Below are 26841 nucleotides of genomic sequence, written 5' to 3' on the forward strand. Positions count from 1 at the left end.
AGATGACCTTCAACGTCAAGATTCGCTTCGCCCCGCCGGCCTGGCTGGCGCGCGCCGCGGCCGCACTCATGCTCATGATGTGCGCCGGCGCCGCCCTGGCCCAGGGCAATGCGATCGAGTCGATCACGGCCAACCAGCAGGGCAGCAACGTGGTCATCAACGTGACCATGCGCGTGGTCCCGGCGCGTGCGCCGATCGGCTTCGCGATCACCAACCCGTCCCGCATTGCGCTCGATTTCGGCGCCACCGCCAACGCCACCGGCAAGGCGGTGCACGAGCTGAACCTGGGCGACGTGCGCAGCCTGAACGTGGTGCAGGCCGGCGAGCGCACCCGCCTGGTGCTGAACCTGGCGCGCGCCCTGAACTACGCCACCACCATCGACGGCAAGTCGGTGATCGTGACCGTGGAAGGCTCGGGCGGCGTGGCGCGCGCGCTCGACGCCAGCGGCATGCCGGCCGCTGCGGCGGCGCGGGCGTCGCTTCCCGCGACGCGCCCTCAATTGCGCGACCTCGACTTTCGCCGCGGCGCCAATGGCGCCGGCCGGGTCGTGGTCGACCTGCCCGCCAACCAGGTGGCGGTCGACGTGCGCCAGAGCGCCGGCGGCGTGACCGTCGACTTCCTCAATGCGCGCCTGCCGGAGTCGCTGCGCCGGCGCCTGGACGTGACCGATTTCGGCACGCCGGTCACCCGCGTCTCGACCCTGGCCCAGGGCGATAATGTGCGCATGACGGTGGAGGCGCAAGGCGACTGGGAACAGTCGGTATTCCAGAGCGACACCCAGCTCGTGGTCGAGGTGCGCAAGGTGGAAAGCGACCCGAATCGCAGCAGCCCGGGCTCGCGCGACAACCCGCAGGGTTATCGCGGCGAGAAGCTGTCGTTCGACTTCCAGGACGTCGAGGTGCGCGCCGCGCTGCAGGCGGTGGCCGACATCTCGGGCCTGAACATCATCGCCAGCGACTCGGTCACCGGTTCGCTGACCCTGCGCCTGAAGGACGTGCCGTGGGACCAGGCGCTGGACGTGATCCTGACCGCCAAGGGCCTGGACCAGCGCAAGAACGGCAACGTGGTGTGGATCGCGCCGAAGGAAGAACTGCTGACCAAGGAAAAGCTCGAGCTCGAGCAGCGCGCCCAGATCGCCGAACTCGAGCCGCTGCGCTCCGAGATCTTCCAGCTCAATTACCAGAAGGCGGAATCGTTCCGCAACGTGTTCGGCCTGGACGCCGGCGGCGCCACCGCGAGCAGCGATGCGGGCGGGCGCAACCGCGTGCTGTCGCGGCGCGGCAGCGCGATCATCGATCCGCGCACCAACCAGCTGTTCGTGACCGACATCGCGTCCAGGATCGAGGACATCCGCAAGCTGATCCAGAAGACCGACATCGCCTCGAAGCAGGTGCTGATCGAGGCGCGCCTGGTCGAGGCCAACGACGGCTTCTCGCGCAACCTCGGCGCCAAGCTCGGCTTCAACGACCTGCGCACCCAGCGCGGCGGCGACTCCGGCTGGCAGATCAGCGGCAACGAGCGCGTCGCCATCGGCGGCAACCTGGCCGGCGTGGGCCAGGTCACCGGCCAGACCCCGGCGACCACCAGCATCGACAACACCACCATGGTCAACCTGCCGGCGGCCGGCATCGGCGGCGTCCCGGCCTCGACGCTGGCGTTCTCGCTGTTCTCCTCGGCCGCCAACCGCTTCCTGAACCTGGAACTGTCGGCGCTGGAAGCCGACGGCAAGGGCAAGATCATCTCGAGCCCGCGCGTGGTCACCGAGGACAAGCAGGTCGCCGTGATCGAGCAGGGCGTCGAGCTGCCCTACGAGCAGGCGACCAGCAGCGGCGCCACCTCGATCTCGTTCAAGAAGGCCAACCTGCGCCTGGAAGTGACGCCGCAGATCACGCCGGACGGCAACGTGGTGCTGGAAGTGGACGTCAACAAGGATTCGAAGGGTGAAGAGACGCGCGCCGGCTTCGCGATCAACACCCAGCACGTCAAGACCAAGGTGATGGTCGAGAACGGCGGCACGGTGGTGCTGGGCGGGATCTACCAGCAGACCGAGCGCAACAACGTGACCAAGGTGCCGCTGCTGGGCGACGTCCCGCTGCTGGGCTACCTGTTCAAGACCAGCGGCGTCGAGCACAGCAAGACCGAGCTGCTGGTCTTCATCACCCCGAAGATCGTGAACGAGAACGTGGCGGGCACGCGCTGAACCGACCTTAATTTCTTCCCCCAACCGATAATAATACGAAAAACCAGCACATCAAGTACGGCAGCCTGGCGCTGCTCCTGGCCGCGACCCTGTCCGCCTGCGGCGGCGGCGGCGGCAACCCGGGCACACCTAGCGGCAGCGGCGGCAGCGGCACCGGCAGCACGCCGGTCACGCCGGCCGCGCCGACCGTCGGCGTCAGCCTGGTCAATGCCACGGGCAGCGCCAGCACCTCGCTCTCCGGCGCCACCCCGCTGACGGTGCGCGCCCTGGTGCTCGACGCCAACAAGCAGCCGGTGCCGAATGCGCTGGTCACCTTCACCACCGCCGACGACCTGGCCGTGTTCGCGCCGGGCGCCGGCACCGCCCTGACCGACGCCAGCGGCACCGCCAGCATCACCATGCGCGTGGCCAGCCTGGCGGCCAGCGGCGCCGGCACCGTCACGGCCAGCGTCACCGTGGCCGGCACCGCCGTCACCAACACCGCCAACTACGCGGTCAACGCCACCGCGCTGACCTTCAGCGCGCTGCGCCTGGAGCCGGGCAGCATCAATGCCTACGACTCGAGCAAGATCGCGGTCGACCTGCTGGCCAACGGCGCCAGGTACACCGGCCAGGTCAACGTCAACTTCACCTCGGCCTGCGTCGCCGCCGGCAAGGCCACGCTGGCCGCCGTCGTCGCGACCAGCAACGGCACCGCGGAGACGGTCTACCGCGACCAGGGTTGCGGCAACAACGACACCATCACCGTGACCGCCGACGGCGTCGCGACCCCGGCCACGGGTTCGCTCGTGATCGCCCAGCCGGGCGCCGCGTCGGTGCAGTTCGTCGAGGCGCTGCCGACCGACAAGTCGATCGTGATCCGCGGCCAGGGCGGCATCAACCGCACCGAGACCGCGACCCTGCGCTTCCGCGTGTTCGACCTGTTCAATCGTCCGCTGGCCAACAAGCAGGTTGATTTCATCGCCGAACCCGAGAACCTGGTCACCCTGAACAAGACGACCGACCGCACCGACCAGAACGGCGAGGTGATCACCACCGTCAATTCGGGCAACGTGCCGACCTCGTTCCGCGTGCACGCCGTGCTGCCGGGGACCACGCCCGTCATCTCGACCACCTCGGATTCGATCGTCGTGACCACCGGCCTGCCGACCCAGCGCGCGTTCTCGATCTCGACCACCAGCGGCAACGTGGACGGCTGGTCGTTCGACAGCGGCACCACGACCCCGGCCGCCACCGTCAACGTGCTGCTGGCCGACCAGTTCGGCAATCCGGTGGCGGATGGCACGCCGATCGTGTTCCAGACCAATATCGGCGCCGTCGGCACCTCGAGCTCGGGCGGCTGCGTCACCGTCAACGGCGGCTGCTCGGTCCCGTTCCGCACGCAAGAGCCCCGCGTCGCGCTGCCGAACACCCCGGCCACGCCATGCAATACCGGCCCGAATGCGACCCCGGACAGCACCCGTCCGGGCGTGGCCACGATCTGCGCCAGCACCACCGACGGCAGCAATACCCAGTTCGTCAAGACGACGATCACGTTCAGCGACGAAACCCTGGCCCGTGCCTACGTCAACGGCGCCACGTCGCCGTCGACCGGCGACCTGGGCAGCGCCAGCGCCAACGACCCGAAAGTGTTCGTGGTGCAGTTGACCGACCTGAACGGCAACCCGCTGCCGTCCGAGTCGACCGTGGCGGTCACCGGCCTGGTCAACGCCACCCTGGTCGACATCAGCCCGGCCCGCGTGCCGAGCATCTTCGCCGCCGCCGGAACCGGACCGCAGGGTTCGTCGCACCGGATCACCCTGAGCGCCACCGGGACCAAGCCCTGCACCGCGGGCGCCCGGGCGACCTTCAATGTGAGCGTCACCACGCCGCGCGGCGACGTCAGTTCGCTGCCGTTCTCGCTGAACTTCACTTGTCCATAAAATTCGCGGATTGACAGGCGGCCAGTCTATACTGGCCGTCTTTTCATTAGAGCGGGTTTGGTAGTGCCACATCCCAAGAACGACAATATCTTCCTTGTTGGCCTGATGGGGGCAGGGAAGACCACGATCGGACGATTGCTTGCACGCAAGCTCAATCGCCGCTTCGTCGATTCCGACCACGAGATCGAGGCGCGCACCGGCGCCACCATCCCCTGGATCTTCGAGATCGAGGGCGAGGCCTGCTTCCGGCGGCGCGAAGCGGACGTGATCCGCGACCTCTCCGGCCAGCAGGGCCTGGTGCTGGCCACCGGCGGCGGCGCCGTGCTCAATCCGCACAGCCGCGCCCTGCTGGCCGAGCGCGGCACCGTGATCTACCTGCGCGCCTCGATCGGCAGCATCCTGCAGCGCACCGCCCACGACAAGAACCGTCCGCTGCTGCAGACGGCCGACCCGCGCGCGAAGCTCGAAGAGCTGTGGGCCCAGCGCGATCCGCTGTACCGCGAGATTGCGGACCTGGTCATCGACACCGGCCGTCCTAACGTACAATCGATGGTACAAACCATATTGGACCAGCTGGCGGCGCAGGAAATGGCTCGCGCGCGCCGGCTTGCAAGGACATCGATGAACGAACAGGAACGCATCACCCTCAACGTCGACCTCGGCGAACGCAGCTATCCGATCGCGATCGGCCCCGGCCTGCTGGACGACGCCGCGCTGCTCGAACGCCACATCGGCGGCAACAAGGTGGCCATCGTCACCAACACCACCGTCGCGCCGCTGTACCTGGACAAGGTGGCCGGCCACCTGCGCGCTGCGGGCCGCGACGTGGTCGAGATCGTGCTGCCGGACGGCGAAGAGCACAAGAACTGGCAGTCGCTCAACCTCGTCTACGACGCGCTGCTGCAGAACAAATGCGACCGCAAGACCACGCTGGTGGCGCTGGGCGGCGGCGTGATCGGCGACCTGACGGGCTTCGCCGCCTCGAGCTATATGCGCGGCGTGCCCTTCGTGCAGATCCCGACCACCCTGCTGTCCCAGGTCGATTCCTCGGTCGGCGGCAAGACCGGCATCAACCACCCGCTGGGCAAGAACATGATCGGCGCCTTCTACCAGCCGCGCGCCGTCATCGCCGACACCGCGACGCTCGACACGCTGCCGCCGCGCGAGCTGTCGGCCGGCCTGGCCGAAGTGATCAAGCACGGCGCCATCCTCGACGCGACCTTCTTCGACTGGATCGAGGCCAATATCGGGAAACTGATGGCCCGCGAGCCGCAAGCCATCGCCCACGCGATCGCGCGCTCGTGCGAGATCAAGTCCGAGGTGGTGCGCAAGGACGAACGCGAAGGCGGCCTGCGCGCGGTGCTGAACTTCGGCCATACCTTCGGCCACGCGATCGAGAACGGCCTGGGCTACGGCGAATGGCTGCACGGCGAGGCGGTCGGCTGCGGCATGGTGATGGCGGCCGACATGTCGGCGCGCCTGGGCCTGATCGAGCCCGCCGCCGTGGAGCGCGTGCGCGCCCTGGTGCGCGCCGCCGGCCTGCCGGCCGTGGCGCCGGATCTGGGCGAGGCGCGCTGGATCGAGCTGATGGAAGTCGACAAGAAGAACGAGGGCGGGGAGATCCGGTTCATCCTGCTCAAGCCGCTCGGCAGCCCGTCGATCACCACGGCGCCGCTGGACATCCTGCGCTCGACCCTGGCGGCGTGCAGCGGCTGAAGGAGCGCATGATGGACTTCGACGCCGGCCTTGCCCCCTACGCGGCGCACTCGTCGCAGTCGCGCGGACGGCGCCACCCCGAGCCGGGCCCGGGTTCGCGCAGCGAATACCAGCGCGACCGCGACCGCATCATCCATTCGACCGCCTTTCGCCGGCTGGAATACAAGACCCAGGTCTTCCTCAACCACGAGGGCGACCTGTTCCGCACCCGGCTGACCCACAGCATCGAAGTGGCGCAGATCGGCCGCACCCTGGCGCGCAGCCTGCGCCTGAACGAAGACCTGGTCGAAGCCACCGCGCTGGCGCACGACCTGGGCCACACGCCCTTCGGCCACGTGGGCCAGGACGTGCTCAACGACTGCATGAAGGATTTCGGCGGCTTCGAGCACAACCTGCAAAGCCTGCGCGTGGTCGACCACCTCGAAGAGCACTACGGCGCCTTCGACGGCCTGAACCTCACGTTCGAGACGCGCGAGGGCATCCTCAAGCACTGCTCGCTCAACAATGCGCGCCAGCTGGGCGAGCTGGGCCAGCGTTTCATCGACCGCAGCCAGCCCAGCCTGGAAGCGCAGCTGACCAACCTGGCCGACGAGATCGCGTACAACAACCACGACATCGATGACGGCCTGCGCTCCGGCCTGTTGACCATGAAGCAGATGGAAGAGGTGGAGCTGTTCGCGCGCCTGCGCAGGCAGGTCGAGCAGCAATACCCTGGCCTGGCGGGGCGCCGTGCGCTGTATGAGACGATCCGCCTGATGATCACGGCGATGACGGCCGACCTCGTGGAGACTTCACGACAGCGCATCCTGGACGCGAACCCGCGGACCATCGACGACGTGCGCGCCGGTCCGCCGCTGATCCGCTTCTCGGACACTATGCGCGCCGAGACCACGGCCCTCAAGCGCTTCCTGTACGCCAACCTGTACCGCCACTTCCAGGTCAACCGCATGCGGGTCAAGGCGAGCCGCATCGTGCGCGAGCTGTTCCAGGCCTTCCTGGACGATCCGGTGCTGCTGCCGAACGACTACCAGGTCGAGGGCGACCCGATCAAGCAGGCGCGCAAGATCGCCGACTATATCGCCGGCATGACGGATCGTTATGCGATCCGCGAGCATCGGCGGATTTTCTCGCTCGATCATTTCTGAATGGAGGCGGCACCGACCGCACCCAGTGGCGTGGATCAAGCGATGGCCTGCAGCAGAAGGCGCAGGCGCGTCTGAATCCGTGGCTCTGCATCGTCGAGATGGCGCATTGCCTTGGTCATTTCGTTGGATAGCCGGTTGAAGTCACGCTCGACGATCTGTGTCAGCACAGCGATAGTTTGTTCACTTGCGACGCGTCGGATATCCTTGCCTAGCAAATAGACGCCTGCCAGGTCTGGATCGTAGTCGCCGGCTTCGATGACACCATCCTCTTCGTACACACGATCGATATTGCCGGCGGCGGCATAACTGTCCATGAGGTGGATGAGATCGTGAGCATCCTTCGGGTTTTCCAGTCCTCGATCCGACCATGCGACCAGCTTGAGTATGGCAAGTCCCGCAAGAGAGACGACCTTGCCGTCGAAGCCGGGCAGGAATGTCACGCGTTCCGCAGCAGCCAGAACGTCGTCATAACCGGCCAGGTTCATGATGACCTTCATGTCGGGCGGCCAGGCCAGTTCGTCGCTTCCTTGGGTTATTTGTCCGAATGGCACAAGGTCCAGATGGTAGTTGAGATCACCTTGATCGCCCTTGTAGTAAAGGCGCTGTCGTGCCTGCCCACCAGGAATGAAGGTCCCGCGCGCAATGAGCCTTGCCCTGAGCGCATCGAACTGATCCCAGTCCTTGACGGCGATGGCGAAATCCACGTCGTATGTCGCACGCCTGGCGGCAAGTCCGAATACATGGGTGAGCAGGATATCGCGTGCCGTCGCGCCTACAAGCATATAATCGACTTGTTCGGCCTGCGCTTCTTCTGCCACGGCGCGAAGGATGTCGATCGTGACATCATCGATGGGCCGGTCAGCCCTGATTGAACGAGGTGTCAATGAACCTCTCCTTGATCATGCCCGCGGTCTCTTGTGTGCGTGGGTCCAGCAACGCGAGCAGCTCTGAGTACACCAGCAAAGGCGGCGCAGTATCGCGCGCTGTCGTTGGTTTCCAGCGCCAGAATTTCTCCAGTATCTCGATGTCCCCATTGTTGTCTGGCCTGATGCGATACTGCTTGCTCAGTTTCCTGATCATGCCTTCCATATCGTCCGGGCAGACGTACAGGGTTTGCGTGGCCGGCTTGAGGTGCCCGGTCAATCTGGCTGCGGCGACTTCCGATCCCCATACGGCGTCGAATCCCTCCAACTCGGCCTTTTGCCACCAGGACGGTTCGGTAGCGCTGAAACGCCGGCTCTTCAGTTTTGCACGCAGGGTAGTGGGATAGTTGACTGCCCACTCATCGATCAGGCGTTCCGGTTCCAGCAATCTTCTGCGCTCGGAATTCCCTTTATTGATGAGGTAACCGCGGCGCTCCAGATCGTTCAATACGTTATAGGCTGTTCCCAGCGAAACGCCGGCATGGTTTGCAAGCTCCTTGTAGGGCAAATGAACAGCGTCTGGCTTGGCAAGCAGGACAAATCCCATGCGCAGGGCTGCGGCATTCGTGAGTCCTTTTGCGGCCGGTAAAAGCAGTTGGTTGCGCTCCTTTTTTTCGCCGGTGACGAGAACGAAAAGGCCGGGCGCTTGCAAATAGGCGTTGCCGTTCGTGTCGATGAACTGCAGTCCCGTGACACGACAGTATTCGGCCAGTTCTCTAGTAATGTACGGTGCGATCAACAGGCCTGGATGGCCAGTCGTTTGCAATTGGCGCCTGACATGGTCGATGTGTGCTTTGCGGTCGATCAGGAGCTTGCACTCGACTGCGTAACGGGCGGAGCCGTTCTCATGCACAAGATCGATCGTTGCGTCTGGCCGGTACCCGGCTGATGGAGCCGCCTCAAGCTTGGCCATGTGTCCTTCGACATCGACCTTTTCCTTGAGCGCATCGAACGCAGCCAGGATCAGCCCTTCTTGGGCCTCGGCAGGATTATAGGTAATTGCACGATCATTCATTCACTCTTCCTCGTTTCCACAGGCTGTGAATGAAACCATTCTATGCAAGATAGCGAGGATTTTCAATAATTTTTAATTTTCACGTTACGTGAAAATGGATAAAAATTGAAAATTTCAGCTGAACAGACTTGGCGTCGCCAAGTCCAGCAACAGCTTCTTGACCGGCGCCGGCAGCGGCGCTTCCCTGACCACATCCAGCTTCCACCAGACGTGGCCTGGCGCCAGCGCAGCGCGCGCCGTCAGCGTCACCGCGAACGGCGCGATGTGCAGCTTGTAGTGGGTGAAGACGTGCACCAGCGGGCTCAGTGGCCGCACTTCGTCGACCGTGCCGAAGGCGCTTGCCGCAGCTGCGACGTCGGCCGTACAGACCGGCGGCTCGTCCTCGTCCATCGGCACGTGCCCGCCCACCTCCGGCAGCGACAGCAGGCCGCCCCAGATGCCGGTTTGCGGACGCTGTTCCAGCAGCACTTCGCCGCCATCGATCACGACCAGCAGCGCGGTGCGCTTTTCCGGCGTCGCCTTCTTCGGTTTGCGCACCGGCAGGTCGGCGGTGCGGCCGGTGGCGAAGGCCACGCAGCGCGCCTGCAGCGGGCAGCGGCCGCAGTCGGGCCGCGAACGGGTGCACAGGGTGGCGCCCAGGTCCATCAGGCCCTGGGTGTAGGCTTCGATGGCGCCCGGATTGCCGGCCACCTCGGGCAGCAGGGCGTCGGCGCGCCGCCACAGCGCATCCTCGATTGGCTTGAGGCCCGGATAGGCGTCGATCCCGAACACGCGCGCGAACACGCGCTTGACGTTGCCGTCCAGGATGGCGGCGCGCACGCCGCTGGAAAAGGCGGCGATCGCCGCCGCCGTCGAGCGGCCGATGCCGGGCAGGTCGGCCAGCAGCGCCGGGTCGCTCGGGAACACGCCGTCGTAGTCCCGCACCACGCGCTTGGCACAGGCATGCAGGTTGCGCGCGCGGGTGTAGTAACCGAGGCCGCTCCAGTGGGCCATCACGTCGTCAAGTGGCGCTTCGGCCAGCGCGTGGACGGTCGGGAAGCGTTCCAGGAAGCGCGCGTAATAGCCCAGCACCGCGGCCACTTGCGTCTGCTGCAGCATGATCTCGGACAGCCAGACGCGGTAGGCATCCTGGGTGTTTTGCCAGGGCAGGGTGTGGCGGCCATGGCTGCGCTGCCAGTCGATCACGGCCTTCGAGAAGGTCGGATCGGCCAGCTGGTCGAACTCGGTGAGGCGTTTCATGCGGTGTCTTGTGAAGGCGCTAGGCCTCTAATGTAGTGGTGACGCCGGCCGCGATGGCGGCCAGGCGCTGGCGCGTGGATTCGAGCTCGGCCTGGCCGTGCTCGAAGGCGCCGATCTTCTGTTCCAGGCTGTCGCTGGCGTCATGGATGCGCTGGACCGTGGCCTGGCGCTGGCGCAGGTTGTCGCGGTGCTGGCGGATCTGCGCTTCCAGCGGCGCGTTGGCGACCTTCAGCCAGGCTTCGACGTCGGCGTTGGCGGCGCGGTAGACGCGCCGCACGCGCGAAGCGATCGAATCGAAGAAGCGCTCGAGCAGCGTGGCGCGGCTGGTCATCAACAGGGTCGCTGTGCCGAACTGGCGCTCGAACAGCGTTTCGATGGCATCGATCTCGTCGACGTGGCGCGTCAACGATAACGCTTGCGGCAGCGCCAGCGACAGGCCGTGTTCGGCCGCGAAGCGGCGGTGCATGGCGTCCATCATGGACTTGATCTCGTCGACCTTGGCGCAGGCGTCGAGCAGGCCGGCGCGCGCGCCGGCGAAGTAGTTGCGCACCGGCGCGCGCATGCCGGTGGCGAAGCGCGCCGCCGACATCGCGACGCGCACCGTTTCGGTCCGGTCCTGCAGGCCATCCATGCCGACCAGGGTGTACAGCTCGGTCGACAGGCGCGTGAACACGGCGCGCGTGCCCTGCAGCTTGAACAGGCCGGCGTCGAATTCCTTCTTTTCGGCCTCCACCCGGCGCACCATGTGGGCGATCATGCCCTGGTTCTTGCCGCGCAGGCTGCGCAGTTCCTGCAACTGCTCGACCAGTTCGCGCAGGCGCGCCGCCACCAGCAGCTGCTGGCCGGCGGCCAGCAGTTCGAGGTCGGCGCGCAGCTGGCGCGCATTGATCGAGCGCCGCGCCGGGATCAGGTGGTGGAACAGCGCCGATTCGAGCTCGCCCAGGCGGCTGCGCTCGAACAGGTCCATGTCGCCGCCGATGCGTCCGACCAGCGCCTTGTGGGCCGAGACCGGATACACCTGGCCGGCGTCCAGCCCGAGCAGGCGCGCGACGTCGTGCTGCTGGCGCGCGATCTCGGCGTCGACAGAGCTCGGGCTCGTGAGCTCGTCCCACATGGCGTCGATCTTGTTCAGCACCGCCAGCCGGCCCGGCCCGGCGCCGATATGGGTGCGCCAGACGTCGATGTCGCTGCGCGTCACGCCGGTGTCGGCGGCCAGCACGAACAGCACCGCGTGCGCGTTCGGGATCAGGTTCAGCGTCAGTTCCGGCTCGGTGCCGATCGCGTTCAGGCCCGGGGTGTCGAGGATCACCAGGCCCTGCTTGAGCAGCGGATGCGGCAGGTTGATGACGGCGTGGCGCCAGCGCGGGATGTCGATGCTGTCGTCCGCACCGACGCCGGCGGCGAGGTCGGGATCCTGTGGGTCGAACAGGCCGTAGCGCTCGGCCTCTTTCACCGGTACGCGGCGCGTCTGGCTGACCTGGCGCAGCGTCTCGTGCATCGCGCCAGGATCGTCCAGGTCGAGCGGCAACACGGTCCAGGCGCCGGGATCGTCGCGGTAGTCGCCCAGGGACAGCTGGCCGGCGCGGGTCTCGATCGGCAGCAGGCGGATGCAGGGCGGCAGCTGCGCATCCCACAGCAGTTCGGTAGGGCACATGGTGGTGCGGCCGGCGCTGGACGGCAGGATGCGCTGGCCGTAATCGGCGAAGAACAGGGCGTTGATCAGCTCGGTTTTTCCACGCGAGAACTCGGCCACGAAGGCGACCGACAGCCGGTCGTCGCGCAGGCGTCCAAGCGCGCGCGCCAGCACCTGTTCGCCGGCGGCGTCGATCAGTCCGGCTTCGCGCAGGGCTTTGCCATAGCCCTCGAGGCTGGCGGCAACGCTGGCCCGCCGCGCTCCATACTGTTGTAGATCCTGCATCGTTCAGCCCGTTATATTCTTAGCGCTGGCACTGCGCGCAATAAAACGTCGAGCGCTGGCCCTGCTTGATCTGGCGGACCGGCGCCTCGCACTGGCGGCAGGGCACACCAGCACGATCATAGACGAAATATGTCTGCTGGAAATATCCAGACTGCCCATTTACCGCAATAAAGTCACGCAGGGTACTGCCGCCCTGGACGATGGCGGCGGCCAGGATGTCGCGGATCGCCTCGGCCAGCCGGTCGTAGCGCGCGCGGCTGATGCGCGAAGCCGGTGTCTTGGGGCTGATGCCGGCCCGGAACAGGCTTTCGCAAGCGTAGATATTGCCGACGCCCACCACGATGTCGCCGGCCAGCAGCACCTGCTTGATCGGCGCGCTGCGGCGCCGCGTTTCCCGATGCAGCAGGGCGCCATCGAAATGCTCGCCGAGCGGTTCCACGCCCAGGCCGCGCAGCAGGATGTGCTCCTCCAGCGCGCCGTCCTCGCTCGCATGCCACAGCACGGCGCCGAAGCGGCGCGGATCGTGCAGGCGCAGCACTTGCAGCCCTTCCGGGCCATTGACGACGAGGTCGACATGGTCGTGCTTGCGCGGTTCGATGCCCGGCGGCAGCACGCGCAGGTGGCCGGACATGCCCAGGTGGATGATCAGGGTGCCGTGCTCGAAATGAATCAACAGGTATTTGCCGCGCCGGCCGGTGGCCAGGATGCGGCGGCCGGCCAGCAGCCCGGACAGGCCGGGCGGGAAGGGCCAGCGCAGGCCGTCGCGGCGGCAGACGAGCTGCTCGACGACGCGGCCTTCGATATGGGGCGCGACACCGCGCCGGGTGACTTCTACTTCTGGCAGTTCAGGCATGGGGGAGACGAATCGTGTAAAGTCGGGTTGCCGTCGCGGCTGGGCAGCCTGCGGGCCGGGCTGGCGCCAGGAATCCTGGCGCAGCTCATGCGCGGCAGGCGCCTGCGCATGAGCGTAGAATCAAATCAAAACATCAACTCGGATTTTGGACTTGCTTTGAAAAACGCTTTCGCCATTGTAACCGTCTCCGGGCTGCTTGCAGGCCTGCTCTCGGCTTGTGCTGTCTCGCCGCAACAGCAGTCGCTCGCCGCCGGCGAGCAGGCCGGGGCCGGCCAGCAGCAATCCGCACCGCAAGAAGCCGAGCTGGACGAGGAAGAGCTGGCGGCCAAGAAAAAGGCCGAGGAAGAAGCGCGCCTGCCCAAGGTCGAGCTCACGCCCGTCATGCTCGAGCAGTTGATGAAGGCGGAATTCGCGTTTCGCAACGGCGACTGGCAGGGGCCTTATCTAACCGTCTACAACCTGGCCCAGCGCACCGGCGATCCGCGCCTGGCGCGCCGCGCGGCCGAGATGGCGGTGGCCGCCAAGCAGGCCGACGACACCCTGGCCGCGGTGCGCCTGTGGTACCAGCTCGACCCGGAATCCGACGAAGCGACCCAGTATTTCGTCGGCATGGCGGTCACGTCCGACAAGATCGCCGAACTCGAACCGATCTTCGAGCAGCGCCTGCGCGAGGCGACCCCGGCCCGGCGCGGCGTGCTGCTGTTCCAGGTCCAGCAATTGCTGGGCCGTGCGAAGGACAAGGAAGCGGCGATCGCCATGCTCGAGCGCCTGATCGCGCCCTATGACAACACGATGGAGGCGCGCGTCGTGCGCGCCCAGATCGCGCTGGTGCGTGACGACAAGGCGCTGGCGCGCAGCGAGGCCCGGGCGGCCCTGGCGGCCAAGCCCGACGCCGAGATCGCCCTCCTGATGCTGGCGCAGACGACCGAGGACGAGGCGCAAGTGGTGGCCCTGATGCAGAACTTCCTCAAGAGCTATCCGAAGGCGAACGACGTGCGCGCCGCCTATGCACGGGTGCTGGTCAACCGCAAGGATTATCCGGCTGCGCGGCGCGAGTTCGAGCTGCTGGTCAAGGGCCAGCCCGACAACGCCGCCCACCTGTATGCGCTGGGCATCCTGGCCACGCAGATGAACGATGCCCTCGGCGCCGAACAATATTTCACCCGCTTCGTGGAAGTGCTGGGGCGCAATCCAGACGATGAGCGCGATCCTTCGCGCGCGCTGTTGATCCTGTCGCAACTGGCGGAAGAGCGCAATGACCTGGTCGGCGCCCTGCAATGGCTGGACAAGGTGCCGGAAGGGACGGATCCGCAAACCCGCTTCAATGCCCAGCTGCGCCGCGTTCACCTGGTCGGCAAGGGCGGCGACGTGAGCAGCGCGCGGCGCCTGCTGGCCGAGATCAAGACCGACGATCCGGCGCGCCAGGCCCAGCTCATGGCGGCCGAGGCGCAACTGCTGCGCGAAGCCAACCAGCTGCAGGAAGCCTATGCGGTGATGGAAGCGGCCACCAAGCGCTTCCCGAAGAATCCCGACCTGCTGTACGACTTCGCGCTGCTGGCCGAAAAGCTGGGCAAGGTCGACGTGATGGAAGCGCAATTGCGTGAAGTGATGGCGCAGGCGCCGGACAATCACCATGCCTACAACGCCCTCGGCTATTCGCTGGCCGAGCGCAATGTGCGCCTGCAGGAAGCCTACGGCCTGATCGCCAAGGCGCTCGACATGGCGCCGGACGACCCCTTCATCATGGACAGCATGGGCTGGATTCATTATCGGATGGGCAATCTGGCGGAAGCCGAGAAATTCCTGCGCCGCGCCTACGATTTGCGCAAGGACCCCGAGATCGCCGTTCACCTGGGCGAGGTGCTGTGGCAAAAGGGCGATAAATCGGCGGCCGAGAAGCTGTGGCGCGAGGCGCGCGCCAAGGATCCGCAGAACGATACGCTGCGCACCACGCTGGCGCGGTTGCGGCCCGCCTTGTGAAATAATCCAGTCTTGCGGCGGACCGCATTGCGCGGTCCGCTGCGTTTGTCCATTTCCCGATCGTTCCTATGCCACTGACCCGACGTCTTACCCTGCTCGCCGCCGCGTGCTCATTCGCTGCCGCGCTTGCCGGCTGCGCCACCGGCACCGCCAACCTGTCCACCGCCACGGTCGGCGACTACCGCGACACCATCGACCTGTCGGGCAAGCTGTCGGTCAATTACCAGAAGGATGGCCGGCAAGAGTCGATCACCGGCAACTTCAACTGGGAGCAGCGTCCCGGGGCGATCGACGTCGCCCTGATCTCTCCGCTGGGCCAGACCGTAGCCACGATCAATGTCACGCCGAATGCCGCGACCCTGGTCCAGGGCGGCCAGGAGCGCACGGCGGGCGACATCGACAGCCTGACCCAGGAGACGCTGGGCTGGCCGCTGCCGGTATCCGGCCTGCGCGACTGGCTGCAGGGCTATGCGCTGGACGCGCAGGGGCAGCGTTTCCGCGCCTCGCCGGCCAATAACACCGTCACGACCAGGGATGGCTGGCGCCTGCGCTTCGTGGAATGGCAAGACGCTGCCGCGGCCCAGCCGGCGCCGCGCCTCATCCAGGCCGAGCGCGCCGCGTCGGGCGACATCACGGACCTCGCGATCCGCATCGTCATCCTGCCTTCGGCCTGATCCATGCGTTCGCTGCACGATTGCCCGGCGCCGGCCAAGCTCAACCTCTTCCTGCACGTTACCGGCCGCCGCGCCGACGGCTATCACCTGCTGCAAAGCGTGTTCCAACTGATCGACCGCGCCGACCGGCTGCATTTCGACTTGCGCGACGACGAGCAGATTCGCCGCACCAACGACGTGCCGGGCGTGCCCGAAGAGCAGGACCTGGTCGTGCGCGCGCTGCGCCTGTTGCAGGCCGAGTTTGCGCGCCGCCATGGCCGGCTGCCGCCAGGCATCTCCGTCAGGGTGGACAAGGTCTTGCCCATGGGCGGCGGGCTGGGCGGCGGCTCGTCGGATGCGGCCACCGCCTTGATGGCGGCCAATGCGCTGTGGGACGCCGGCCTGGGCCGCGAAGAATTGATGGCGCTGGGCTTGCCGCTGGGCGCGGACATCCCGTTCTTCCTGTTCGGCGAAACCGCGTTCGCGGAGGGCGTGGGAGAGGCCTTGCAGGCGGTGCCGGGGCCGGATTGCTGGTATGTGGTGATCGAGCCGGGTGTGGCGGTGCCGACGCCCGCAATTTTTTCTGCGCCAGATTTGACAAGAGACTCAAAGCCCGTCAGAATAGCGGACTTTTCCAGCCACACCGATTCATGCAGTACGGTTGGTTTTGGGAAAAATGATTTGCAGGACGTGGCGATGCGCCTGTTCCCGCCGGTAGCAGAGGCGGTTGAATGGTTGAGCAGCCATGGCGATGCCAGGATGACTGGCTCAGGGGCGTGCGTGTTTTGCGCGTTCTCCAGCGAAGACGCTGCCGACCAGGTGTTGGCGCAAGTGCCGGGCAAGTGGGCGGCATGGAAAGCGAAGTCGCTGCAGACACACCCGCTGATGAAATCGCTCTTGCAAAATCAGGGAGTTATAGTATAAAATACTGCCTGTCGCAGCGTTGAGTAGCAAGTTAAGATGCTGGCGGCAAGTAGTAAAGATCGTGTAGGGGAATCGCCAAGCTGGTTAAGGCACCGGATTTTGATTCCGGCATACCAAGGTTCGAATCCTTGTTCCCCTGCCAAAGTTTTCTTGTTCTGTCGATGCGTGTGCGTCCAGCAAGAAAATCGCGATGCGGTGCCGAGCGCCACATCAGCATGCTAATCAGCCGGTATATCCGGCTGATTGTTTTTCTACCGTACAAACGCTTTTTACCCTTTAGGACTCCCCATGGCTTACGAAAACCTGATGGTTTTTACCGGCAATGCCAATCCGGCACTAGCAGAGGGGGTCGCAAAAAGCCTCGGCATTCCTCTCGGTAAAGCAGTCGTCTCCAAGTTCTCCGATGGCGAAGTCATGGTCGAGATCAACGAGAACGTGCGTGGCAAGGACGTCTTCGTCCTGCAATCGACCTGCGCCCCGACCAACGACAGCCTGATGGAAATCATGCTGATGGTCGACGCCCTCAAGCGCGCTTCGGCCGGCCGCATCACCGCTGCCATTCCTTACTTCGGTTATGCCCGCCAGGACCGCCGTCCGCGTTCGGCGCGTGTCGCGATCTCGGCCAAGGTCGTCGCGAACATGCTGGAAGAAGCCGGCGTCGAGCGCGTCCTGATCATGGACCTGCACGCCGACCAGATTCAGGGTTTCTTCGACATCCCGGTCGACAATATCTACGCATCGCCGATCCTGCTGGGCGACCTGCAGAAGCGTAACTACGACGACCTGCTGGTCGTGTCGCCCGACGTCGGCGGCGTGGTGCGCGCACGCGCCCTGGCCAAGCGCCTGGGCTGCGACCTCGCGATCATCGACAAGCGTCGCCCGAAGGCGAACGTGTCGGAAGTGATGAACATCATCGGCGAAGTCGAAGGCCGCAACTGCGTGATCATGGATGACATGGTCGACACCGCAGGCACCCTGTGCAAGGCCGCCGAAGTGCTCAAGGAGCGCGGCGCCAAGAAAGTCGTTGCCTATTGCACGCACCCGGTCCTGTCCGGCCCGGCGATCGATCGCATCGCGAGCTCGCCGCTGGATGAACTGGTCGTCACCGACACCATCCCGCTGAGCCCAGCCGGCGCCGCTTGCGGCAAGATCCGCCAGCTGACCTGCGCACCGCTGCTGGCCGAGACCTTCAAGCGGATCGTCAAGGGCGACTCGGTCATTTCGCTGTTCGTCGACTAAGCAGTTTCGACGTCGTATTGCGCGGCGCGCCTGGCTCAACAGCCGGCGCGCCGTTGTAGCATCCAGGATTTCTTGAGCGCGCAGCATTGGCGCTCGTTCTTGACCGTCCCTGGTCGCGGGGATGGTCGCCACTTGGGCAACCGGGCCGGGAAACTTTTTTCCCGACATTCGGGCCCGATTTATTTTTGGAGTTTCACATGAAAGTAGTCGCATTCAACCGCACTCAGCAGGGGACCGGAGCGAGCCGCCGCCTGCGCAACGCTGGCCAGACCCCAGGCATCATCTACGGTGGCACCGAAGCCCCGGCGCTGATCGCCCTGGACGGCAACGCGTTGTACCACGCGCTCAAGAAAGAAGCATTCCACGGTTCCGTGCTGGACCTGGAAATCGACGGCAAAACCCAGCAAGTGCTGCTGCGTGACTTCCAGATGCACGCATACAAGCAACTGGTCCTGCACGCTGACTTCCAGCGCGTCGACACCTCGAAGCCGATCCACACCAAGGTCACCCTGCACTTCGTGAACGCCGAGATCTCGCCAGCAGTCAAGCTGAGCGGCGCCATCGTGTCGCACGTGCTGAACGAAGTCGAAGTGTCCTGCCTGCCAGGCCAACTGCCAGAGTTCATCGAAGTCGACCTGTCGAAGCTGGAAGCCGGCCAGTCGATCCACACCGGCGACCTGGTCCTGCCAGAAGGCGTGACCGCGCTGACCCACGGCCAGAACCTGACCATCGTCACCACCTCGATCCCACGCGGCGCAGCGACTGCTGAAACCGCTGCTGAGTAATATCGGCTGATCGCGCCGCTTCGGCGGCGCATCGATAAAAACCCGCCGCGGCTTGCCCGGCGGGTTTTTTGTTTTCCGCCATCGCCGCGGCCCACATCGAGCATCGTTGTGTACGCCGGACGGCCCGTTTGAGCGATAATCGCGTTTTCTCCAAAGAACACCACGCATGTCCATCCGTCTGATCGTCGGCCTCGGCAACCCTGGCCCGGAATACGAACAAACCCGCCACAATGCCGGCTTCTGGCTGGTCGACAACCTGGCCAACAGCCTGCCGGGTTGCCGCCTGCAGCGCGAATCGCGCTTCAACGCCCTGGTGGCCAAGACCTCGATCTCGGGCAACGACGTCTGGCTGCTCGAGCCGCAGACCTTCATGAACCGTTCGGGCCAGTCGGTCGGCGCGCTGGCGCGCTTCTATAAAATCAATCCGGACGAAGTCCTGGTCGTGCACGACGAGCTGGACCTGATGCCCGGCGTCGCCAAGCTCAAGAAAGGCGGCTCCTCGGGCGGCCACAACGGCCTGAAAGACATCACCGCGGCCCTCGGCACCCAGGAATACTGGCGCCTGCGCCTCGGCATCGGCCACCCGCGCAGCCTCAACCTGCAACAGGGCGTGGCCGACTTCGTGCTGCATCGCCCGCGCAAAGAAGAACAAAGCCTGATCGAGGAATCGATCGACAAGAGCCTGCGCATCATCCCGCTCGCCTGCGAAGGCAAGCTCGACGTGGCGACGATGCAGCTGCATACGGCCTGACGCCGCGCTCTTCGCTTCTTTAGCTCATCCTCCCCGCACCACGACCTGCGAGCGCAGGTCGCGCAGCATGCGCTCGAGCGCCGGCCGCATGCGCCTGTAGTCGTCGGGCGAGCAGGTGGCCGCCGTGTGCCTGAACTTGAGCTGGCGCTTGACCGTCACCAGCGCGCCGCGCCGCTGGTAGTGCGAGCGGTAGGCGAAGTTGGCATCGATCACCTTGACGGCGCGCGGCAGGGCCAGCACCTGCGCGCGCTTCGGCAGGTGGAAGCGTAGTTCATCCTCGGCATCGATCGCCGGGCAGACGAACTCCTGGCGCCGCTCGGGTTCCTGCGTGAACGCGAACACGGCGTCGCCCAATCCTCCCCAGAAGTTGTACGTGGTGGCCAGCCCTGTCGGCCCCGGCAGTTGCGTGAAGCCGCTGCTGGCGCCGCGGAACGACAGGGTATAGTCGTCGGCCACGCCTTCGGTGTCGCCCGGCTCCAGCACGCCGCCGCCCTGTTGCCCCAGCCCTTGCAGCATGCGTTCGACGAAGCGGTCGCGCTCGGCCGCCGGCGTGGCGCGCACCACGCGCCGGTAGGGCTCGGCCTGGGCACCGCTGCTGGTGCGCGTGACCTTGAAGCGGCTGCCGCCGTCGGGCTGGATGTCGAACTGGGTAAACGTACGGCTGCGCGCCTGCTGGAAGAACGGGATCATCGCGAACTCTCCCGAGCGCGCCAGCACCGCCGGCTTGCCGAGCAGCGCGGCGGGCAGGAAGCCGCCCGCCACCGATTCGGCGGTCGGGTCGAGATACAGCTGCAGCGAAGGGATGTAGACGATCGCATGATTGAGCACGCCGAGCGTCGGCACGCCGGGCAGGCGATAGGCGTCGCCGTTATTGACCAGCGCCACCGTGCTGTCGATGCCGGAGCTGGCCAGCAGCGCCTCGAGCAGGGTCGCGTGGTCCTTGCAGTCGCCATAGCGGTTGGCCAGCACGCTCGATGCCGCATGCGGCACCACGCCGCCGGGGCCGAGATAGACGCCGACGTAGCGCACGTTCTTGCGCACCCAGTCGGAGAGGGCGATCGCGCGGGCGCGGCGGTCGAGGGTCGCGCCCGTGATGCTGGCCGCCAGCGCCGCCACCGTGTCGTCGGGCAGCGCCTTGCTGGCGGCGCGCTCCTGATAGGCGCGCGCAAAGGCGGCGTAATCGGCGAAGGTCGAGACCGCGAGCCGCTTGCCGTAGTCGAGATAGCTGACGGAATCGGCCTCCAGCCGCGCATTGTCGCCGTCGACGTAGCGCCAGGCGTAGCGGCGCTTGCCGGGCGCGGGCGCGGGCATGTTCGTGGCGGCGCTCGCCTCGAAGCCGACCGCATCGGCGTGCAGGGGCATCGAGGCCGGCATGTCGTAGACCAGGCGGAAGTCGCGCTGGCGCTGGAAGCGCGCCGAGGTCAGGTCTTCGAAGTGGCCGGGAAACAGCGGCGTATGGCGCCGCACGACGTAGCGCACCGCGACCCTGTCGCCCGCTTCGACATCGGGGAAGACGACGATCTTGAGCCGCGTGTCCTGGAACATCGGGGCGTCGAGCGAGGCGGCTTCTTGCTGGTCGCGGATCTGGTACGGCTGCACCGCCAGGCGCCGGCCGTCGGCCTTCTGAGTATGCGCCTCGACGGAGACGACTTCGTCGAGCGACTGGTTGTAGCCGATATAGAACTGGGCGTGTTCGTGCAGCGCCGCGCGGTTGACGATGGTCTTGGCCTGCTCGACCGTGAGCGTGTAGCCGCCGCCCGTCTCGACCACGAAATGCTGGATGTAGCGGTCCACCACCACCGAGCGGTCGGTGCCGCTGTCGGCCTCGAGCGCGCTTGCCGACGCAGGCAGGCACAGCAATGGACACAGAAGCAGACACAGCATGACGACGAAGCGCAGATGCATGACACTCTCCGGACACGCGACCGGCCCATGTTACGCAGCGGTACGGTGGCAGGATTGATCGGGCGCAAGGGCATGCTTCCTGCGATAATTCCGGCATGAAGTCGCTCACTTTTCATGCCGGGCCAGTGGCCATGGCCCAGATTGCGGAACACGGCTTGCGGGCCCGGGACGTGGCCATCGTGCCGGCCGCGGCGGGCGGCCCGAAGGGGCTGATCTTCCAGTCGCTGGACCAATGGATGTTCGGCGAATGGTTCCCTTCGGCCCCGCGCGAACGCACGCTGATCGGCGCTTCGATCGGCGCCTGGCGCATGGCCGCCGCCTGCCAGAAGGATCCGGTCAAGGCCCTCGCCCTGCTGGGCGAGCTGTATGCGGGCCAGCGCTACACGAGCTTGAAACCTACGCCGCAGGACATCGACGCGGTCGTGCAAGCCTTGCTGGGCGAACTGGTGCGCGGGCATGAAGACGACATCGTCAACCACGAGCATTACCGGCTGCACCTCCTGACCGTGCGCGGACTGCGTTCGCTGGCGTCGCCCGCGCACCGCTACGCCGAGATGCGCGGCTTCCTGTCGGCGGCGCTGCACAACGCCGGCTCGCGCGCCTGGCTCGGGCGCCTGATGGAGCGGGTCGTGATTAGCCATGCACGCAGCCAGGCGCCATGGCTGCGCGAGCGCTTCGACAGTTTCAACACGCATTTCTCGACGCTCACACGCGACAATCTGGCGCCCGGACTGCTGGCTTCGGGCACGCTGCCCCTGCTGATGAAGGCGGTGACCGGCATCGCCGAGGCGCCCGCCGGCAGTTACTGGGACGGCGGCATCATCGACTATCACCTGGCGCTGCCGTATTCGCGGGCGAAGGGCGAGCTGGTGCTGTACCCGCATTTCACCGAGCACATCGTGCCGGGCTGGCTGGATAAGGGATTCCCGTGGAGGAGGGCGGCGCGCGGCGCCAATCGCGGCTGGCTCGACAACGTGCTGCTGGTGGCGCCATCCGATGAATTCCTGCGCACGCTGCCGCGCGGGAAGTTGCCGGACCGGGCCGACTTCAAGTTCTATGGCTTAGATCACAGTGAGCGCGTGCGCAATTGGTGCCGGGCGATCAGGGAGGGTGAGCGGCTGCGCGATGAACTGGCGGAGTTCGTGTTCAAGCCTCACTTAGTTGATGTGAAACGGATCTAACAGTCCCGTTGCAAATTCACATTCCAAACCCCTTCTGCTTATCATTTTGATGACAATCCGCAATTGATAAGGCACAATGATAAAGTTCCTTAGCGAAATCCAGTATGTCTATTTCCCAATCAGTTGTGCAGATAATCAATCAATCCAAAATAAAGCCATTAATAAAATGGCCAGGTGGTAAGAGAGCCTTGGCAGCGAGGATTCTTCCCTTTGTCTCAGGGGTAAGGGGTAGATATTACGAGCCGTTTTTTGGCGGTGGAGCGATTTTTTTTGCGCTAAAACCTAAGTCGGCAGTAATCTCGGATGCGAACGTTGAATTAATTAATTCTTATATTCAGGTTCGGGAGAATCCAGAGCGGTTGATAGATATTCTGAAGACTTTTGAGAATAGCGAAGATTTTTATTATAAAGTTCGTTTGAGTAATCCTGCCGGGCAGTTGGAACGTGCAGCTCGTCTTCTTTATCTAACTAGATTGTCATTTAATGGGATTCATAGAGTGAATCTTAAGGGTGAGTTTAATGTTCCGTATGGGAAAAAAACTCATCTTTCTACCGTTGACGAGTTGTTGGTGAGAAGTGCATCTGAAGCCCTGGCTAATACAAAAATAATGACAGCAGATTTCCAAGAGGCGACCAAGGATGCTGAGGCAGGAGATGTGATTTATTTTGATCCGCCATATACTGTGGCACATGCTAACAACGGATTTGTAAAATATAACGAACGTATTTTTTCTTGGAGCGATCAAATGCGCTTGGCAGCGCATGCAAAAGAACTGGCCAACCGAGGATGTCGTGTTGTTGTAAGTAACGCAGATCATGAGTCGGTTCATAAGTTGTATAGTGGAATTGAGTGTCATATAATTAAGCGCGCATCCGTTATTGCCGCTTCGAGCACGCATCGTAGAGAGATTACTGAATCACTATATTTGTTGGGGACCTAATGTTCGAGAACATGCTTTCGATTGATGAGGCTCGTAGCCTTGCGCGCGTAAAAAATAAAAAGGACATAACGCAAAGTATTCCTCTGAAGCGCCTCGAGCAGGCAATGGCTGACGGTTGGCGACTAGTTAATGAAGGAAAAAGTACAGCCCGGATATCTCGCGAAAAAAGTCAGCTTGTCTTTTTTATAGATAGAGTTTGGTGTCTGCTTTATCGAATGAAATTTTCTTCCTTGTCCGGTGAGGGAGGAGCAAAGTTTCGACTAGATAGGCGTGCCGTTGATGCTCCCGAGAGCCAAATTGCATTACTTGGTATCGACTCAGAGATTGCAATTGCGGCTGAGTGCATTTCACTTGAAAGCTTTTCTAAGGTACCAAATTTGCAAGACCGGATGGAAGGCATTGCGGCATATCGTGAACGGCTAGCGAAAGATGTGCCACAGCAATGGCCTGCTGAGTATAAGCGCCAGATAGCAATCCTGTTCTTTACTCGTAATGTCATTCTTACTGAAGAAGATCGGGATTTCGCAAAAAAGGTAAATATTCATCTTTTTGATGAGCAAGATTTAGAATATTATGAAAAGCTAACTGCGCATGTGGGGCCTGCGGCAAAATATCAATTTTTCTCAGATATATTGCCTGGCAAAGTGATTCCGGGGTTAACTATTACTGTGCCGGCAGTAAAAACGAAAATGGGTGGATATAACTGCTATACATTCCCCATCTCGCCGGAGTTCTTGCTAAAAATTTCTTATGTCTCACATAGATCTAAGGGAAAGGCTTCCGACGTCAACACGTATCAACGGATGATAGGTAAGAGTCGTCTTAAATCAATTCGCGATTATATTTCCGAACGTGGCATATTTCCAACAAACATCGTAGTCAATCTCGAAAAGCGGTGCGTTAGTTTTCAACGCACGAAGCAAGAGAACTCACATGAGGAGACTGATGCAAGTGGTGTTGCGGGCTGGCTAACTCTTAGGCCTGCCTATAAATCAGCCTGGATTATTGATGGGCAGCATCGACTGTTTGCATATTCTGGTCATCCTAACGCTCGTACAGGGCATTTGGCAGTTCTCGCATTTGAAGGTATTAGTGCTGCCACGCAGGCACGCCTTTTTATCGATATCAATGCGAAGCAAAAGAGTGTAAAGCAGTCTTTGCTCCAAGAATTGTTTGCTGAACTTCATTGGGACGCTGATGTTCCATCAACACGTGTTCAAGCGATCGTTTCAAAGGCGATCCAAGTTATGGGGTCTGAAAAAGACTCACCGCTTTACGGGCTAATTCAAACGGCTGATGCTCCGAAGGATTCGAGGCGTTGTATATCACTCGCGAGTCTATTTAAGGCCATTGATAAGGCTGGCTTCTTTATAGTGAAAGAGGCGAAGGGGGAGATTTTAGAGGCTGGTCCATTTTGGCGCGATGATAATGCAGAAACCATGAGGCGTTGTATCGTCGTCATAAAAAAATGGTTAGGCACGATTAAAAGTGGAGCAGAAGATTGGTGGCAACTAGGTGCTGCAGATGGCGGTGGCCTTGCTATGAATGACAGTATTACTGCTTGCATTAATACTCTGAAAAGTGTGCTTCAACATCTAGATCAAACAGGTAAAAAATGCCGAGTTCTCAGCAATGCAGACCTCGCTTCGGCAGTCACTCCGTTTGCTGAGGCACTTGCAACGTATTTTGGAAATTTGACGCCGGACGAGCGTAAGCGATATCGTGAGCTGCGTGGTGTGCAAGGACAAACCGCTCGTACTCGTCGCTGTCAGCAGGTGCTTCGGGAAAAGTTCCCTTCCTTTAATCCGCCCGGTCTTGATGAATTTTTGAAGGGTGAGAAAGAGCAAACTAATATACGAGCGAAACTAATTATTGACAGATTGGAAGTGACGTTAAAGCATGTAGTAATTGATCAGTTAAAGCGCGAATTTTCTTCCGACGAGAATTCTTGGTGGACTGATGGAGTGCCCAAAGCTGTTCGCCTTGCAGTTGCCAACAGGCAGGAAAATGATGACAATCGCCGGGGGTCAAAGGAAGCGTATTTCGACCTTATTGATTACCGTACAATTGCTCATCAATGCTGGCCGGCTTTTCAGGCGTTAATTGGTTTCGGCAAGAAAAACGAAAGTAAAGATAAACAGACTAAGTGGCTGGTCGAAGTGAACGAATGGCGGAATCAGGTTGCGCACGCGTCATCTGGTGTGCATTTAGAGCTGGAGGCGCTTGCTCAGCTTGAACAATACGAAATTCAGCTAAAGAAAAACGTGCGGATTGAAGATGTGGATGACGTGAATGATATCGCTGAGGAAGAGGAGGTGGATGCGTGAGTTGCACGTGTTGCATCGAACTCGATCGGTTTAGAAAAGAGCGCGCCTCTCAAAGGATTGGGGTAGAATCTATCGTTTAGCTTCTAAGTTCAGGTGTTACATTTATGACCCTCAAATGCGGTATCGTCGGCCTGCCCAACGTTGGCAAATCCACCCTGTTCAACGCACTGACCAAGGCCGGCATCCCGGCTGAAAACTACCCGTTCTGCACCATCGAGCCGAACGTGGGCGTGGTCGAGGTGCCGGATCCGCGCATCGACGCGCTCTCCGCCATCGTCAAGCCGGAGCGCGTGGTCAAGGCCATCGTCGAATTCGTCGACATCGCGGGCCTGGTGGCCGGCGCGTCGAAGGGCGAGGGCCTGGGCAACCAGTTCCTGTCGCACATCCGCGAGACCGACGCCATCGTCAACGTGGTGCGCTGCTTCGAAGACCCGAACGTGATCCACGTGGCCGGCAAGGTCAGCCCGATCGACGACATCGAAGTCATCCAGACCGAACTGGCGCTGGCCGACATGGGCACCGTCGAGAAAGCCATCCACCGCGAGCAAAAGAAGGCGCGCTCGGGCGACAAGGACGCGGCCAAGCTGGTCGCGTTGCTGGAGCGCCTGATGCCGCACCTGAACGAAGGCCAGCCGGTGCGCACCATGGGCCTGGACAAGGAAGAGATGGCGATCATCTATCCGCTGCACCTGATCACCGCCAAGCCGGCGATGTTCGTGGCCAACGTGTCGGACACCGGTTTCACCAACAATCCGCTGCTGGACCAGCTGACCGAGTTCGCCAACAAGCAGAACGCCCCGATCGTCGCCATCTGCGCCGCGATCGAGTCCGAAATCGCCGAGATGGACGATGCCGACAAGGTCGACTTCCTGAACGATATGGGCATGGACGAGCCGGGCCTGGATCGCCTGATCCGCGCAGCGTTCAAGCTGCTGGGCCTGCAGACCTATTTCACCGCGGGTGTGAAGGAAGTGCGTGCATGGACGGTGCCGATTGGTGCGACCGCGCCGCAGGCTGCGGGTGTGATTCACACCGACTTCGAGCGCGGCTTCATTCGTGCGCAGACTATTTCGTATGACGACTTCCTCACCTACAAGGGCGAGTCGGGTGCCAAGGAAGCGGGCAAGATGCGCGCTGAGGGCAAGGAATACATCGTCAAGGATGGCGACGTGCTGAACTTCCTGTTCAACGTCTGATCCATCGGGCGCGCGTTGCGCCCAACC

General features: G+C 63.1%; 21 protein-coding genes and 1 tRNA gene. 15 read left to right on the forward strand and 7 right to left on the reverse strand.

The genetic code is table 11. The annotated features are described in order from the left end of the window. Positions 1-2 precede the first annotated feature (2 nt). Positions 3-2201 carry a type IV pilus secretin PilQ family protein gene (pilQ, locus tag KY496_RS20690; protein WP_219862216.1) on the forward strand — a complete coding sequence of 733 codons (2199 nt, stop codon included), beginning with the start codon at positions 3-5 and terminating at the stop codon, positions 2199-2201. Between the two features lie 7 nt (positions 2202-2208). Here the strand turns inward: pilQ and KY496_RS20695 are convergent, their stop codons facing one another. Beyond that, positions 2209-2487 (reverse strand): hypothetical protein, encoded by a 279-nt coding sequence (locus KY496_RS20695; protein WP_219862218.1) that lies wholly within the window; start codon positions 2485-2487, stop codon positions 2209-2211. Between KY496_RS20695 and KY496_RS20700 the strand changes: the two genes are divergently transcribed. The 3 genes from KY496_RS20700 (at position 2471) to KY496_RS20710 (ending at position 6984) form a co-directional block, all read left to right on the forward strand. Continuing rightward, positions 2471-4123, forward strand: coding sequence for a hypothetical protein (locus KY496_RS20700; protein WP_219862219.1), 1653 nt, complete (start codon positions 2471-2473; stop codon positions 4121-4123). The genes KY496_RS20695 and KY496_RS20700 overlap by 17 nt on opposite strands. Before the next feature lie 105 nt (positions 4124-4228). Further along, positions 4229-5839 (forward strand): bifunctional shikimate kinase/3-dehydroquinate synthase AroKB, encoded by a 1611-nt coding sequence (gene aroKB / locus KY496_RS20705; protein ID WP_229520547.1) that lies wholly within the window; start codon positions 4229-4231, stop codon positions 5837-5839. 11 nt (positions 5840-5850) lie between these two features. Beyond that, positions 5851-6984, forward strand: coding sequence for a deoxyguanosinetriphosphate triphosphohydrolase (locus tag KY496_RS20710; protein WP_219865146.1), 1134 nt, complete (start codon positions 5851-5853; stop codon positions 6982-6984). 35 nt (positions 6985-7019) lie between these two features. Here KY496_RS20710 and KY496_RS20715 read toward each other — a convergent pair whose 3' ends face one another. From KY496_RS20715 to mutM, 5 genes are all read right to left on the reverse strand, one after another. Beyond that, the gene (locus KY496_RS20715; protein WP_219862222.1) at positions 7020-7868 is read right to left on the reverse strand and encodes a nucleotidyl transferase AbiEii/AbiGii toxin family protein; all 849 of its coding nucleotides are present in this window, start codon (positions 7866-7868) and stop codon (positions 7020-7022) included. Continuing rightward, positions 7843-8922: a type IV toxin-antitoxin system AbiEi family antitoxin gene (locus KY496_RS20720; RefSeq protein WP_184237959.1), complete on the reverse strand. Its 1080-nt coding sequence runs from the start codon at positions 8920-8922 to the stop codon at positions 7843-7845. Before KY496_RS20720 ends, KY496_RS20715 begins: the two co-directional genes overlap by 26 nt. Before the next feature lie 114 nt (positions 8923-9036). Beyond that, positions 9037-10161, reverse strand: a complete 1125-nt coding sequence (gene mutY / locus KY496_RS20725; protein WP_184237960.1) for an A/G-specific adenine glycosylase — start codon at positions 10159-10161, stop codon at positions 9037-9039. A gap of 19 nt (positions 10162-10180) precedes the next feature. Beyond that, positions 10181-12079, reverse strand: coding sequence for a dynamin family protein (locus tag KY496_RS20730; RefSeq protein WP_219862224.1), 1899 nt, complete (start codon positions 12077-12079; stop codon positions 10181-10183). Positions 12080-12098: 19 nt separating this feature from the next. After that, complete coding sequence (gene mutM, locus KY496_RS20735; protein ID WP_184237962.1) at positions 12099-12932, reverse strand: bifunctional DNA-formamidopyrimidine glycosylase/DNA-(apurinic or apyrimidinic site) lyase; 834 nt, start codon at positions 12930-12932, stop codon at positions 12099-12101. A gap of 108 nt (positions 12933-13040) precedes the next feature. On the opposite strand from mutM, the gene KY496_RS20740 reads away from it, so the two are divergent. The 7 genes from KY496_RS20740 to pth all read left to right on the forward strand — a co-directional run bounded on the left by KY496_RS20740 (position 13041) and on the right by pth (position 19264). Continuing rightward, the gene (locus tag KY496_RS20740; RefSeq protein WP_184237963.1) at positions 13041-14912 is read left to right on the forward strand and encodes a tetratricopeptide repeat protein; all 1872 of its coding nucleotides are present in this window, start codon (positions 13041-13043) and stop codon (positions 14910-14912) included. Between the two features lie 68 nt (positions 14913-14980). Continuing rightward, complete coding sequence (locus KY496_RS20745) at positions 14981-15586, forward strand: outer membrane lipoprotein LolB (protein ID WP_184237965.1); 606 nt, start codon at positions 14981-14983, stop codon at positions 15584-15586. Positions 15587-15589: 3 nt separating this feature from the next. Next, on the forward strand, positions 15590-16489 hold the full coding sequence (gene ispE / locus KY496_RS20750) for a 4-(cytidine 5'-diphospho)-2-C-methyl-D-erythritol kinase (RefSeq protein WP_219862227.1): 900 nt from the start codon (positions 15590-15592) through the stop codon (positions 16487-16489). A 65-nt stretch (positions 16490-16554) separates the two neighbouring features. After that, positions 16555-16631 (forward strand) — tRNA-Gln (locus KY496_RS20755). A 146-nt stretch (positions 16632-16777) separates the two neighbouring features. Next, positions 16778-17728, forward strand: a complete 951-nt coding sequence (locus KY496_RS20760) for a ribose-phosphate pyrophosphokinase (protein WP_005663342.1) — start codon at positions 16778-16780, stop codon at positions 17726-17728. A 197-nt stretch (positions 17729-17925) separates the two neighbouring features. Continuing rightward, on the forward strand, positions 17926-18513 hold the full coding sequence (locus tag KY496_RS20765; protein ID WP_005663341.1) for a 50S ribosomal protein L25/general stress protein Ctc: 588 nt from the start codon (positions 17926-17928) through the stop codon (positions 18511-18513). Between the two features lie 166 nt (positions 18514-18679). Beyond that, positions 18680-19264 (forward strand): aminoacyl-tRNA hydrolase, encoded by a 585-nt coding sequence (gene pth / locus KY496_RS20770; RefSeq protein ID WP_071360692.1) that lies wholly within the window; start codon positions 18680-18682, stop codon positions 19262-19264. A 24-nt stretch (positions 19265-19288) separates the two neighbouring features. Here the strand turns inward: pth and KY496_RS20775 are convergent, their stop codons facing one another. Beyond that, positions 19289-21169 (reverse strand): DUF3857 and transglutaminase domain-containing protein, encoded by a 1881-nt coding sequence (locus tag KY496_RS20775; RefSeq protein ID WP_184237969.1) that lies wholly within the window; start codon positions 21167-21169, stop codon positions 19289-19291. 131 nt (positions 21170-21300) lie between these two features. On the opposite strand from KY496_RS20775, the gene KY496_RS20780 reads away from it, so the two are divergent. The 4 genes from KY496_RS20780 (at position 21301) to ychF (ending at position 26814) form a co-directional block, all read left to right on the forward strand. After that, positions 21301-22350, forward strand: a complete 1050-nt coding sequence (locus tag KY496_RS20780) for a patatin-like phospholipase family protein (protein WP_229520323.1) — start codon at positions 21301-21303, stop codon at positions 22348-22350. A gap of 104 nt (positions 22351-22454) precedes the next feature. Next, a complete protein-coding gene (locus KY496_RS20785; protein WP_184237973.1) occupies positions 22455-23291 on the forward strand; it encodes a Dam family site-specific DNA-(adenine-N6)-methyltransferase in 837 nt (278 codons plus the stop codon). Beyond that, positions 23291-25618 carry a DGQHR domain-containing protein gene (locus KY496_RS20790; RefSeq protein WP_184237975.1) on the forward strand — a complete coding sequence of 776 codons (2328 nt, stop codon included), beginning with the start codon at positions 23291-23293 and terminating at the stop codon, positions 25616-25618. Before KY496_RS20785 ends, KY496_RS20790 begins: the two co-directional genes overlap by 1 nt. A 104-nt stretch (positions 25619-25722) precedes the next feature. Further along, complete coding sequence (ychF, locus tag KY496_RS20795) at positions 25723-26814, forward strand: redox-regulated ATPase YchF (protein ID WP_005663337.1); 1092 nt, start codon at positions 25723-25725, stop codon at positions 26812-26814. Positions 26815-26841: the final 27 nt, after the last annotated feature.

Source organism: Massilia sp. NP310, from assembly GCF_019443485.1.
Taxonomy (GTDB): Bacteria; Pseudomonadota; Gammaproteobacteria; order Burkholderiales; family Burkholderiaceae_D; genus Telluria; species Telluria timonae.

Excerpts from the sequence above, each read along its gene's own strand:
- aroKB (WP_229520547.1), top strand. The coding sequence starts at position 4,229 with ATGGGGGCAGGGAAGACCACGATCGGACGATTGCTTGCACGCAAGCTC.
- mutY (WP_184237960.1), bottom strand. The coding sequence starts at position 10,161 with ATGAAACGCCTCACCGAGTTCGACCAGCTGGCCGATCCGACCTTCTCG.
- KY496_RS20765 (WP_005663341.1), top strand. The coding sequence starts at position 17,926 with ATGAAAGTAGTCGCATTCAACCGCACTCAGCAGGGGACCGGAGCGAGC.
- ychF (WP_005663337.1), top strand. The coding sequence starts at position 25,723 with ATGACCCTCAAATGCGGTATCGTCGGCCTGCCCAACGTTGGCAAATCC.
- KY496_RS20710 (WP_219865146.1), top strand. The coding sequence starts at position 5,851 with ATGGACTTCGACGCCGGCCTTGCCCCCTACGCGGCGCACTCGTCGCAG.
- KY496_RS20745 (WP_184237965.1), top strand. The coding sequence starts at position 14,981 with ATGCCACTGACCCGACGTCTTACCCTGCTCGCCGCCGCGTGCTCATTC.
- KY496_RS20775 (WP_184237969.1), bottom strand. The coding sequence starts at position 21,169 with ATGCATCTGCGCTTCGTCGTCATGCTGTGTCTGCTTCTGTGTCCATTG.
- pth (WP_071360692.1), top strand. The coding sequence starts at position 18,680 with ATGTCCATCCGTCTGATCGTCGGCCTCGGCAACCCTGGCCCGGAATAC.
- KY496_RS20740 (WP_184237963.1), top strand. The coding sequence starts at position 13,041 with ATGAGCGTAGAATCAAATCAAAACATCAACTCGGATTTTGGACTTGCT.
- KY496_RS20790 (WP_184237975.1), top strand. The coding sequence starts at position 23,291 with ATGTTCGAGAACATGCTTTCGATTGATGAGGCTCGTAGCCTTGCGCGC.
- KY496_RS20720 (WP_184237959.1), bottom strand. The coding sequence starts at position 8,922 with ATGAATGATCGTGCAATTACCTATAATCCTGCCGAGGCCCAAGAAGGG.
- KY496_RS20730 (WP_219862224.1), bottom strand. The coding sequence starts at position 12,079 with ATGCAGGATCTACAACAGTATGGAGCGCGGCGGGCCAGCGTTGCCGCC.
- KY496_RS20780 (WP_229520323.1), top strand. The coding sequence starts at position 21,301 with ATGGCCCAGATTGCGGAACACGGCTTGCGGGCCCGGGACGTGGCCATC.
- pilQ (WP_219862216.1), top strand. The coding sequence starts at position 3 with ATGACCTTCAACGTCAAGATTCGCTTCGCCCCGCCGGCCTGGCTGGCG.
- KY496_RS20785 (WP_184237973.1), top strand. The coding sequence starts at position 22,455 with ATGTCTATTTCCCAATCAGTTGTGCAGATAATCAATCAATCCAAAATA.
- ispE (WP_219862227.1), top strand. The coding sequence starts at position 15,590 with ATGCGTTCGCTGCACGATTGCCCGGCGCCGGCCAAGCTCAACCTCTTC.
- KY496_RS20760 (WP_005663342.1), top strand. The coding sequence starts at position 16,778 with ATGGCTTACGAAAACCTGATGGTTTTTACCGGCAATGCCAATCCGGCA.
- mutM (WP_184237962.1), bottom strand. The coding sequence starts at position 12,932 with ATGCCTGAACTGCCAGAAGTAGAAGTCACCCGGCGCGGTGTCGCGCCC.